9 protein-coding genes are annotated in these 11,088 nt (G+C 69.0%); 5 read left to right on the forward strand and 4 right to left on the reverse strand.

Features of this window, described 5'->3' with window-relative positions; genetic code table 11:
- Position 1: 1 nt before the first annotated feature.
- The 5 genes from GAS53_RS38480 (at position 2) to GAS53_RS58835 (ending at position 5,593) form a co-directional block, all read left to right on the forward strand.
- Positions 2-871, forward strand: coding sequence for a carbohydrate ABC transporter permease (locus tag GAS53_RS38480; RefSeq protein ID WP_151482472.1), 870 nt, complete (start codon positions 2-4; stop codon positions 869-871).
- Positions 871-1,698, forward strand: coding sequence for a carbohydrate ABC transporter permease (locus GAS53_RS38485; protein ID WP_151482417.1), 828 nt, complete (start codon positions 871-873; stop codon positions 1,696-1,698). Before GAS53_RS38480 ends, GAS53_RS38485 begins: the two co-directional genes overlap by 1 nt.
- Position 1,699: 1 nt before the next feature.
- Positions 1,700-2,935: a mandelate racemase/muconate lactonizing enzyme family protein gene (locus GAS53_RS38490; protein WP_151482418.1), complete on the forward strand. Its 1,236-nt coding sequence runs from the start codon at positions 1,700-1,702 to the stop codon at positions 2,933-2,935.
- A 40-nt stretch (positions 2,936-2,975) separates the two neighbouring features.
- Entirely contained in the window at positions 2,976-5,012 is a 2,037-nt protein-coding gene (locus GAS53_RS38495) for a right-handed parallel beta-helix repeat-containing protein (protein ID WP_151482419.1), read from the forward strand.
- A gap of 203 nt (positions 5,013-5,215) precedes the next feature.
- Positions 5,216-5,593 carry a transposase gene (locus GAS53_RS58835; protein WP_450164941.1) on the forward strand — a complete coding sequence of 126 codons (378 nt, stop codon included), beginning with the start codon at positions 5,216-5,218 and terminating at the stop codon, positions 5,591-5,593.
- On the opposite strand, the gene GAS53_RS38505 is transcribed toward GAS53_RS58835, so the two are convergent.
- The 4 genes from GAS53_RS38505 to GAS53_RS38520 form a co-directional block, all read right to left on the reverse strand.
- Positions 5,544-7,433 carry a propionyl-CoA synthetase gene (locus tag GAS53_RS38505; protein ID WP_151482420.1) on the reverse strand — a complete coding sequence of 630 codons (1,890 nt, stop codon included), beginning with the start codon at positions 7,431-7,433 and terminating at the stop codon, positions 5,544-5,546. The two genes, GAS53_RS58835 and GAS53_RS38505, sit on opposite strands and share 50 nt — an antisense overlap.
- 196 nt (positions 7,434-7,629) lie before the next feature.
- Complete coding sequence (locus GAS53_RS38510) at positions 7,630-8,541, reverse strand: alpha/beta hydrolase (RefSeq protein ID WP_151482421.1); 912 nt, start codon at positions 8,539-8,541, stop codon at positions 7,630-7,632.
- 362 nt (positions 8,542-8,903) lie between these two features.
- Positions 8,904-9,926 carry a GNAT family N-acetyltransferase gene (locus GAS53_RS38515; RefSeq protein WP_225859372.1) on the reverse strand — a complete coding sequence of 341 codons (1,023 nt, stop codon included), beginning with the start codon at positions 9,924-9,926 and terminating at the stop codon, positions 8,904-8,906.
- Between the two features lie 404 nt (positions 9,927-10,330).
- Positions 10,331-11,088, reverse strand: a 758-nt coding sequence (locus tag GAS53_RS38520; RefSeq protein ID WP_151482473.1) for an NADP-dependent oxidoreductase, incomplete at its 5' end; no start/stop codon positions are given.

Below are 11,088 nucleotides of genomic sequence, written 5' to 3' on the forward strand. Positions count from 1 at the left end.
CATCAGTGGGCAGCGTGCCGAACGCCTCGCGCCCTACATCCTGCTGGCCCCGGCCATTGTGATCGTCGTGGCGTTCCGCCTGGTCCCGCTGCTCATGGGCGTCAACTTCTCCTTCACCGGCGACGGCGAGCGCGACGGGACCACGGTTGGCCTGGACAACTACGCGGAACTGTTCCGGGACCCGCTCTTTCGCACAGCCCTGCAGAACGTCGGACTGCTCGTGCTGCTGCTTCCGGTGGCGGTGGCGATTCCCGGCCTGCTCGCGACGTTCATCTATCTGCGCGTGCCCGGGCACCGGATCCACCGCAGCGTCTACTTCTTTCCGGCCGTGCTCTCTCCGGTGCTCGTCGGTGCGATCTTCAACCTGCTGCTGGCCTTCGACGGCCCGCTCAACGCGGCTCTCGGGAACACCGGCATCGACCCCGTCGACTGGCTCGGCGATCCGGACATCGCCATGTTCACGGTTGTCGGCGTTCACGTCTGGGCGACGTTCGGGATGGCCCTGGTGGTCTTCCTCGCCGGGTTCTCCACCCTGGACGCCACACTCCTCGACGCCGCCCGGGTCGACGGCGCGTCGCTGCCCCAGGTCATCTGGCACGTGATCGTCCCGGGCCTGTCCCGCACCATTCAGTTCGTCTTCGTCACCACCATGATCGGGATGCTGACGTCCATGTTCGGCCTGCTCTACGTGATGACCAGCGGCGGCCCGGAGGGGTCCACCTATCTGCCCGAGTACTACATCTGGATCCAGCAGGGGGAGATGAACCGGCCGGCGCTCGCCTCGGCCGCCTCGACGGTTCTCTTTCTCCTGATGCTCGTGGTGGGGCTCGCGCAGATCGCGCTGCTCCGTCGCGCGGGGAGGGAGCACTGATGCGCCGCGTGCGCCTGCGTGTGTGGGTGGTCGCCGTCCCGATGGCCGCCCTGGCAGTGGCGACGATCTACCCTCTGGTGTTCACCGCCAACGTCGCCATGAAGACCCGGCACGACTACATCCTCGACCGTTTCTCCCTGACGAGTTCCTTGTCCTGGGACAACATCGCCACGGCATGGACGAGTGTCGGCCTGGGGCGGTACTTCGCCAACTCCGTCATCGTGGTGGCGTCCGCTGTCGCCCTCCTTCTGCTGATCGGCTCGATGGCCGGCTTCGCGCTGAGCCACCTGCGGTTCCGGGGCTCACGGGCCCTGTTCCTGTGCTTTCTCGCGGCGCTGTTCATCCCGTTCCAGGTGATCATGGTCCCGCTTGCGCGGGTCATGGCGGACAGCGGCCTCATGGACACCTATCCCGGGCTGATCCTCGCCTACGTCGCGCAGTTCCTCCCGTTCACGATCTTCCTGATGACGAGCTACTACTCCGTGATCCCGGGCGAGATCATGGACGCGGCCAGGATCGACGGGAACACGACGTACGGCGTCTACTGGCGGGTCATGCTGCCGATCGGCCGCCCGGCTCTGCTGTCGGTCGGCATCCTCAACGCCCTGTTCTGCTGGAACGACGTGCTCATCTCCCTGCTGATGATGCCGTCCCCCGAACACCGCACCCTCATGGTCGGAGTCACGTCACTGCGCGGGCAGTACTCCGACGACATCCCCACCTTCGCCTCCGGGGTGCTGATCGCCGCACTGCCGGTCCTCGTGCTCTACCTCTTCTTCCAGCGCCAGATCGCCGACGGGATCACCGCCGGTGCCACGAAGGGCTGACATGCGGATAACCGGGTTTCGCACCCTCACGACCGTCCACGAATGGGGCCGGCCCATCGGTGACGCCAACGGCGTCTACGTCGACGGGGTCACTCCGGTGCCGATCATCCTGGTGGACACCGACGCGGGCATCACCGGCGTCGGACTGGGACCTCACATAGAAGTGGACGCCGTCTTCTCCGCCATCGACGGAGAGGACCCGCGGTGCGTGACCGCGCTCTACGACCGCATGCTGCGGCACACCTTCAAGGCCGGACACGCCGGAGCCCTCTTCGGGACCATCGGTGCCCTCGACACCGCCCTGTGGGACATCAAGGCGAAGGCGGCGGGCGAACCGCTGTGGCGCCTTCTCGGGGGAGGCGACCGGAGGGTCCCCGCCTACGCATCGGCCCTGGACATCGCCCTGAGCGACGACGAACTGGCCCACGTCTACCAGACCTACGCCGAGCACGGCCTGCGGGCGGCCAAGCTCAAGGGCGGCCTGGACGTCGAGCGGGACCGCGACCGGCTGACCCTCGTACGAGAGGTACTGACCGAGGCCGGACGGGGCGCGCGGCCGGCCCTGATGCTCGACGCGAACGAGACCTGGACCCGCAAGCAGGCGGTCCGTCACGTCTCGGAACTGGAACGCACGCTTGACCTCACCTGGGTCGAGGAACCCGTCCGGCGCTGGGACGCCGAAGGCATGGCTGCCGTCGGACGGGGAATCCGGGCTTCGGTCGCCAGCGGGGAGAACCTCAGCGGCCTTGAGCAGTACCGGCCGCTGCTGGCCCGGGGCGCAGTCGACATCGTCCAGACGGCGGCGGTCTGGGGCGTGACCCACTTTCTTCGGGTCGCCGCCCTGGCTCACGCCCACGACCTGCCCGTCAGCCCGATCGGCGACACGCCCGTGGCGCTCCTGCACGCCGCGACGTCCGTGCCCAACCTCATCGCCGCCGAGCTGCAGAACCTCCAGCCGCCCCTGGGCCTCTCCCTCGACCTGCACGTCGAGGACGGTGCCTTCGTCCTCGGTCACTCTCCGGGTCTGGGCATCGAGGTCGACGAGGAAGCGATAACGGCGTCAGGGCGACAGCACACCGCTGCACCCGAAGGTCCCGGCATCCGGCCCGATCACGCAGGACGACGACTGCTCACAGCGGCCGGTCGCCACGCCGGCACGCAGCAGCACCACCCCGGTCCTCCCCGGTTCCTCGTACCGCATCCCGTCAACGAAGTGCCGCGCACCGCTGGGCCCTGACCGGCCCGGACCACCCCGACCGCGAAGAAGGGACGTAGCCATGCACTCGCTCCTCGCACGGCACACAAGAACGTTCGTCGTGGCGACCGCCGCGACCCTGGCCGCCGGACTGCACGCCGCCCTGCCCTCCGACGCACACGCCGCTCCCCAGGGGCACAGACTCGTCGTCGCTCCCACCGGCGCTCCGCGCGCCGACGACCACGGGCCAGGCACCTTCAGCCGGCCGTTGAAGACCCTGGCGGAGGCGCAGCGCCGGGCACAGGTCCTCGCGGCCCGAGGCGACGGCGACGTCACCGTGAACCTCCTCGGCGGGACCCACCGGCTCACCTCGCCGCTGCGCTTCGGCGCAGCCGACTCCGGCCGCGACGGGCACAGGGTGACCTGGCAGGCCGTGCCCGGAGCGAAGCCCGTGGTGAGCGGCGCGGACCCGGTCACCGACTGGGAACTCGACGACCCGGACAAGGGCATCTACAAGGCACATGTCGGCACCGGCTTCGATACCCGTCAGCTCTACGTCGACGGCGTCCCGGCACAGCGCGCGCGCCTCGCGCTGAACCGGTCCGACATCTCGCTCAACCCGACCGGCTTCACCCTCGACAACCCGGACCTGGATCACCTGGCCACGCTGCCCGACCAGAAGCGGATCGAACTCCAGGCGAAGCTGTCGTTCACCAACCGCTTCGCGCCCGTGGAGAGCATCTCCGGCTCCAGGGTCGTGATGCAGCAACCCGCCTGGGACAACAACACCTACGGATACGACACCATCCAGTCCCCGTTCCGGACGCCGACGTTCTGGCTGCTGAACTCCAAGAGCTTCCTCGACGAGCCCGGAGAGTGGTACCTGGACACGACGGCCGGCACGCTGTACTACAAGCCGCTCGAGGGGCAGGACCTGGAGAGCGCACAGGTCGAGCTGCCGCGCATGGAAACGCTGCTCGAGGTCGGCGGCACCTACGACGAGCCGGCCCATGACCTCCGGTTCCAGAAAATGACCTTCACCGGCACCACGTGGCTGCACCCCAGCTCGCCCAACGGATACGCCAACCAGCAGACGGGCGCGTTCATCACCGGCGTGCAGCCGCACCGGCCCGCCGATGCCTTCACGTCGTGTGCGGTCGGCTGCCGGGGATTTGAGGGAGCACGCAACAACTGGGCACAGGCGCCCGCGGCCGTGCAGGTGTCGGCGGCGGACGGCATCACCTTCGCCGACAACCGCTTCGTCAACCTCGGCTCGGTCGGGCTCGGCATCGGCAACGACGCCAACGCACACGCCACCGGCGTCGGATTGGGCGCGCAGAACATTTCCGTCACCGGCAACACGTTCACCGCGAGCGCCGGCGGCGGCATCGTGGCCGGCGGAGTGCGTCCCGACGCACACCACCCGTCCGACGAGCGCATGACCAACAGCGACATCCTGATCGGCAACAACCGCATCTTCTCCACGGCGCTGGAGTACCTCGACCAGGACGGCATCTTCGCCAGCTACGCCACCCGGCTGACCATCGAGCACAACGACGTCTCCGACATGCCGTACACCGGCATCGGGATCGGCTACGGATGGGGTGCCAACGACCCGGGCGGCAGCCCTGAGTACATCGCCCGCGGACTGTACGACTTCCAGCCGATCTACGACACGCCCACGACCCTGACGGACCTCCACGTGGTGGGCAACCACGTGAGCGACGTCGTACACACGCTGTTCGACGCCGGCTGCATCTACACGCTCTCCGCCAACCCCAACGGCACCATCAAGGAGAACTTCTGCGAGAACAGCGGGCAGCTCGGCCTGTACTTCGACGAGGGATCCCGCTACATGACCGCGAACCGCAACGTCTTCCTCGACACCGCCGGCCAGTGGGCGCACGCCAACAACCAGAACAGCAACCTCACCGGCGATCAGACCCTGATCGGAAACTACGCGACCAACCCCAACATCACCGGCCTCGTCGACGGCGAGCGCGGCAACGTCGTACGGGACAACACCATCTTCACCAGCGACAACATCCCCGCAGAGGCCAGAGAGATCATGTCCAACGCGGGCGCGGCCGACACGAAGCGCGGCCGCACCGAAGAGTGAGGGTGCCGACGACCATGTCGACGTGGTGACCTGACCGTCACCGTCACCGTCACCGTCACCGTCACAGGCGGACGACACCCGGCCGCGCCCTCGCCGCACCCGCGCATGCAGCGGGACGAGTGGGCGCAGCCGGGTCTTCGCCCAGGCCCTTGCGGATCGGGTGGGGCGCGATCGGATCGCGGACTACGTGGACCCGTGGGCGGATGCGCGGGCCTGCCGCTCCTGACTGGCCCTGGCGGCGCGGCCGACCGCCGCTGGACAACCTGTCCGCCCACAGGGGCGCCGACATCCGCCGCTGGGCGACGAAGCGCAGGGGCGGGTTGTGCTTCACCCCGACCTACGCGTCCTGGGCGAACCCGATCGAGGCGCACTTCGGACCGCTCAGGCAGTTCACCTCGCCAATTCGAACCACCCCAACCACACGATGCAGACCCGCCCCCTGGAAGGTACCCCCGCCCTGGCCGACGGGCCGTGCCGCGCGGAGGCCGGTGGACGCGCTCGCCCACCGTCGGCCAGGGCGCTGTCAGCCGTTCACGGGGTGTGATGGGTGCGGCGGAGGACCGGGCGCAGGACCTCGATGACGCCGGGGTCGTCGACCGTGGACGGGATGGGTTCGTCGTGGCCGTCGGCGATGCCGCGCATGGTCTTGCGGAGGATCTTGCCCGAGCGGGTCTTGGGTAGGGCGGCGACGACCGTGACGTCCTTGAGTGAGGCGACGGCGCCGATGCGTTCGCGTACGAGCTGGACGAGTTCGGCCTCGACCTCGCTCGGTTCGCGGTTGCTGCCTGCCTTCAGGACGACGAGGCCGCGCGGGATCTGTCCCTTGAGTTCGTCGGCGACGCCGATGACGGCGCATTCGGCGACGTCGGGGTGGGCGGCCAGGGCCTCTTCCATGCTGCCGGTGGACAGCCGGTGTCCGGCGACGTTGATGACGTCGTCGGTGCGGCCCATGACGAAGACGTAGCCGTCGTCGTCGATGTGGCCGCTGTCGCCGGTGAGGTAGTAGCCGTCGTAGGCGGAGAGGTAGGAGGCGACGTAGCGGTCGTCGTCGTTCCAGAGCGTGGGGAGTGCGCCGGGTGGCAGGGGGAGCTTCACGACGATCGCGCCATCGACGCCCGCGGGCGTCGGCTCGCCCGAGGGGTCGAGGACGCGGACGTCCCAGCCCGGCAGCGGGCGGGTCGGGGAGCCGGGCTTGAGGGGAGCGGCTTCGATGCCGACCGGGTTGGCGACGATGGGCCAGCCGGTCTCGGTCTGCCACCAGTGGTCGATCACCGGGACGTCCAGGAGGGCGCTCGCCCAGTGATACGTCTCGGGGTCGAGGCGCTCGCCGGCGAGGAAGAGGTAGCGCAGGTGGGAGAGGTCGTAGCCGGCGGTGAGCGCCCCCTTCGGGTCCTCCTTCCTGATCGCCCGGAAGGCGGTGGGCGCCGTGAACATGGTCTTGACCCGGTACTCGGCGGCGACGCGCCAGAACTGGCCCGCGTCCGGCGTGCCGACCGGCTTGCCCTCGTACAGGACCGTCGTCGCGCCGGCCAGCAGGGGCGCGTAGACGATGTACGAGTGCCCGACGACCCAGCCCACGTCGGAGCCGGTGAACATCGTCTCGCCCGGGCCCACGTCGTACACGGCGCCCATCGACCAGTGCAGGGCGACCGCGTAGCCGCCGCTGTCACGTACGACTCCCTTGGGCTTTCCGGTCGTTCCGGACGTGTAGAGGATGTACAGGGGATCGGTGGCGGCGACGGGAACGCAGTCGGCCGGCGGCGCGGCGGCGACCAGGTCGGCCCAGTCGAGATCGTCCGGCCCCAGCGCGGCTGTTTCCTGCGGGCGTTGCAGGATCACGCTCTTCTCCGGCTTGTGGACGGCGAGTTCGATGGCCCGGTCGAGCAGGGGCTTGTACGCGATGACACGCTTGCCCTCGATGCCGCAGGAGGCGGAGACGACCACCTTGGGGGCGGCGTCGTCGATGCGGAGGGCGAGTTCGTGCGGGGCGAACCCGCCGAAGACGACCGAGTGGACCGCGCCGATGCGCGCACAGGCCAGCATCGCGACGGCGGCCTCGGGGACCATCGGCATGTAGATCACCACGCGGTCGCCGTGTCCCACGCCGAGCTGCGCGAGTGCTCCGGCGAAGGCTGCCACCTCGTCCCTCAACTGCGCGTAGCTGTAGGTGCGTTGGGTGTCGGTCACGGGGGAGTCGTAGATGAGCGCGGGTTGTTCGCCGCGGCCGGCTTCGACGTGGCGGTCGAGCGCGTTGAAACAGACGTTGAGCCGCCCGTCGGGAAACCAGCGGTAGAACGGTGAGCCCGAGGAGTCCAGGGCGCGTTGCGGAGTGACATCCCAGTCGATGCCCTCTGCCGCCTTCAGCCAGAAGCTCTCCGGGTCCGCGGTACTGGCGCGGAAGACATCCTCGTACGTTCCCATCGCGCACTCCTTTGTGGCATCGCGGGACGGTGGTGGGGCTTTGCTGCGTGCGGAACGGTGTCGGACACAAGTACCGCATGCCGGCCGGCATGGTCGAGCAGGCTGCCCGGAGAGCGGCGGACCGAGCGCCGGCATCGCGGTGGTGCGGCAGCCTGGCCTTCAGGCCCCCGCCCCGCCGTTCAGGTGCGGCTGCCGCTCACGCGCCGAGGTGGCGGCGGAGCCACTGCCCCATCTGCTGGATCGCCTGGTCCACCTCGGGTGCCCGCCCGGCGCCCAGGACGAACGAGTGCTGCCCTTCGGGCATCGGGTGGACCTCGGAGGTGACCTTGAAGTCCGCGAGGCGGCGGCCGAGTTGGGCGCCGTCGTCGGCGAGGGTCTCGTACTCGCCGTAGTGGACGGTCGTGGGGGGCAGGCCGGTCAGATCGGCGTTCGCGATGCTGATCTGGGGGTCGGTGAAGTCCACCGCGGGGTCCTGCAGCCAGGCTCCCCGGAAGAGTGCGAGGGTGTTCCGGCTGAGCATCTTGTCGTTGTCTTCGTTCGCGTCCACCGACGGGTTCTGGATGGTGAGGTCGGTCCACGGCGAGACGCTGACGATCGCGCCGGGGGTGGCCTCGCCCTTGGCGAGCAGGCGCAGCGGCAGCATCACCGCGAGGGTGCCGCCGATCGAGTGGCCGGTGCTGCCGATGTTGCGCGGCTCGTAGCCCTGGGAGAGCAGCCACCGGTAGGCCGTCTCGGCGTCGTCGAGCTGGGCGGGGTAGGGGTGTTCGGGTGCCAGGCGGAAGTCCACGACGAGCGAGCGGGCTCCGGCCGCCTTCGCGATGTGGCCGGCGGCCTTGCGGTCGGAATGCATGGAGGCGGTGACGGATCCGCCGAAGTGGAAGTGGAGCAGCGCCCGGTCGGGGTCGGCGCCCTCGGGGATGGCCCACAGCGCGGGGACGCCGTCCGCGTCGACCTCGGCGTAGGTGACGCCTTCCGGCTCGGCCGACGCCTTGTGGTTCGAGTCGACGATGTCGCGGACGACGGCCAGATCGAGGCCGGGTGTCGACGACTTCGCGCTCACACTCGCGAGGAACTCCGCGAACTCGTGTGCCTCTGGGCTTACTCCCATGGTGGTGCTCCTTCTCGGACGGGTGCCGTGCCGGGGTCTCCTGCGGCGGGCGGGCGGGTCGATGTGCTGGTCATGACGCTACTCGCTGAGTATATGAAAGTAAACTCAGGTGAGTTGGAATCACTCAATGGATGCGAGGAGGCTCTTCCGGGGCATCGTGGGCGCGATGTGGGCGATCCTGCTCCTGCGCCAGGTCTGGTGCGGCTCGTCCCGCCGAGAGTGCTTGCGGAGACTGCATCTGCGGGCGGCCCGTCCAGCGCGGGCCGCCGGCGTACTGCGCTGCGTCCGCCGTGCTTGTGAGGGTGCGCAGACCGTCACTTTGCCGAAGCGGCCTGACCGCCCCGTGAATCCTGCTCAGCGCATCAGAAGGGCAGGCCCCGCAGGTCCACGCTGATGGTGGGATGAGGGAGGCCGGCCAGGTCGTAGATCATGGTGGTCAGTGGCGATGTCCGCGCCCCGTCGGGCTGCTGGACGGTGACGGGCACGGAGAGCCGACTCCATCCCAGCTGCGTGTAGAACGGGACCAGGTCCGGGCGGCAGAGCAGAATCATCGTCTCGGCGCCGGCCGCTCGTGCGTGCTCCACCGCCACGCTGATCACTGTCCGGGCGATGCCCTGGCCTCGATGGGCGGGGTGCACCAGCACACCGCCCAGCCCTGCGGCGCGGCGAGGCAATCCGTCGAAGGCCATGTCTCGCAGCAGCCATCCCGTGGAAGCCACCGGCCGGCCTTCGGAGACAGCGGTGAGGGTGTGCTGCTTGTCAGCCCACACCAGACCGAGCCCATTCACCCCGGATGGGTCGGACAGGCCATCGCGGAGTGCGGCTTTGTCCTCCGGAGAACCGGGGCCCAACGCATGCATCAGCTGAAGGTCCGCACAACCGTCGTCCACCACATGCTCCGCAGCTGCCGTGGCGGCGGGGTCGAACCGGTAGCGCAGACAATGCCGGCCACTGGACTGGACAGTCCCGTCCGCCTGGGCGCCCAGGCGGCGCAGTACCGCGATCGAGGCCGCATTGCCGGGCAGGACGAACGCGAAAACGGCGGGGAGCGAGAGGCGGTGAACCGCCAGGTCCAGGCAGGCACGGCCCGCCTCGCCGGCGATCCCGCGGCCTTGGGCCCGTGGGTGCACGGCGAAACCGAGGTCAACCCCGTACTGGGCCCGATTACGCAATCCCACCCGGCCGAGAAACGCGTGCGTTGCAGCGTCCCTGACCGCAAAGTCGCCGTAGCCGTGTCTGGTCCAGTGGGCGACGTGGTCGTCGCACATGGCCTCGGCCGCAGATCGACTGTCCGCCCGGCCGGTCGCCAGCCATCGCATGACACTGTCCTGACCGACCACTGCCTCAAAGAGATCGTCGCTGTCCCCGCGGCGGATCGGCTCCATCACAAGCCTCTGGGTGCGCAGAACGGGTCCGCTTAACCGGGCCACTCAGCAACTCCTCTCGTCCAAAGACTGAAGGAGCGTATCTGGCGACTCTTTGGAGCGACCGGAGGCGACCCGGGGACCCATCCGGTCACGGCACCAGGTTGTCGCGGACGCGGAAGGCGCTATTAGCCAGTCATGCGTCCGTCATGAGCGTCGAGAGCTGCCAGCCGGCCGAGAGCCACATGGCCGTGCTGTGTCTCGAGCCATATGGCGGGCGGAATGGCACCGAGACGCCTGCAGCGGCGGCCTTTCAGCCACCGTCAGCGGCGGTCCTCCGCCACCGTAGTCGCCATTGGATCGCCGACGGCGTCGTCGCCCCTCCGACGACCGTGCCGGGCGGAGGGTCTGTGGCCGGCACGGTCTCAGTCGGTGTCGGGCGCCATCGAGACCACGACCTTGCCGGCCTTTGTGCGGCCCTGCTCGACGTGTGCCATTGCCTCGAGCGTCTGGTCGAACGGGAAGGTGCTGTCGATGACCGGGCGGAGCTTCCCGCTCTCGTAGAGGGCGCCTAGTTTGCGCAGCTGGGAGCCGTTGGCCTGCATGAAGAAGAACTCGTAGCGCACGCCCAGTGCCTTGGCCTGCTTGCGGATCTTGCGACTGAGGGTGTTCATGACCAGGCCCAGGAAGGAGGGGGCGCCGAGCTGCTTGGCGAAGCCGGCGTCCGGCGGGCCGACGACACTGATGGCCAGGCCGCCGGGCTTCAGCACCGTCAGTGACTTCTCGAGGTTCGCCCCGCCCAGGGAGTCCAGCACCAGGTCATAGCCGGACAGTACCTTCGAGAAGTCTTCCTTGGTGTAGTCGACGACGACGTCGGCGCCGAGGTCCCTGACCAGCTTCTCGGTGTCGGTGTTCGTGGTCGTCGCCACGGTGGCGCCGAGGTGCTTGGCGAGCTGGATGACCGTCGAGCCGAGGCCGCCGGCGCCGGCGTGGATGAGTACCTTCTGTCCCGGCTTCACGTGGGCGCGGTCGACGAGGATCTGCCAGGCGGCCAGGGCCACCAGCGGTACTGCGGCTGCCTCGTGGAGGGTGAGGGAGGCCGGCTTGGGCGCGACATCGTCCATGTCGATCGCGATGAACTCCGCGAAGCCTCCGATCCGCAGGTCGCGTGGACGGGCGTAGA

Source organism: Streptomyces albicerus, assembly GCF_008905045.1.
GTDB lineage: Bacteria > Actinomycetota > Actinomycetes > Streptomycetales > Streptomycetaceae > Streptomyces > Streptomyces albicerus.

Coding starts and splice junctions, on each gene's coding strand:
- GAS53_RS38485 (WP_151482417.1), top strand. CDS start 871: ATGCGCCGCGTGCGCCTGCGTGTGTGGGTGGTCGCCGTCCCGATGGCC.
- GAS53_RS38490 (WP_151482418.1), top strand. CDS start 1,700: ATGCGGATAACCGGGTTTCGCACCCTCACGACCGTCCACGAATGGGGC.
- GAS53_RS38495 (WP_151482419.1), top strand. CDS start 2,976: ATGCACTCGCTCCTCGCACGGCACACAAGAACGTTCGTCGTGGCGACC.
- GAS53_RS58835 (WP_450164941.1), top strand. CDS start 5,216: ATGCGCGGGCCTGCCGCTCCTGACTGGCCCTGGCGGCGCGGCCGACCG.
- GAS53_RS38505 (WP_151482420.1), bottom strand. CDS start 7,433: ATGGGAACGTACGAGGATGTCTTCCGCGCCAGTACCGCGGACCCGGAG.
- GAS53_RS38510 (WP_151482421.1), bottom strand. CDS start 8,541: ATGGGAGTAAGCCCAGAGGCACACGAGTTCGCGGAGTTCCTCGCGAGT.
- GAS53_RS38515 (WP_225859372.1), bottom strand. CDS start 9,926: ATGGAGCCGATCCGCCGCGGGGACAGCGACGATCTCTTTGAGGCAGTG.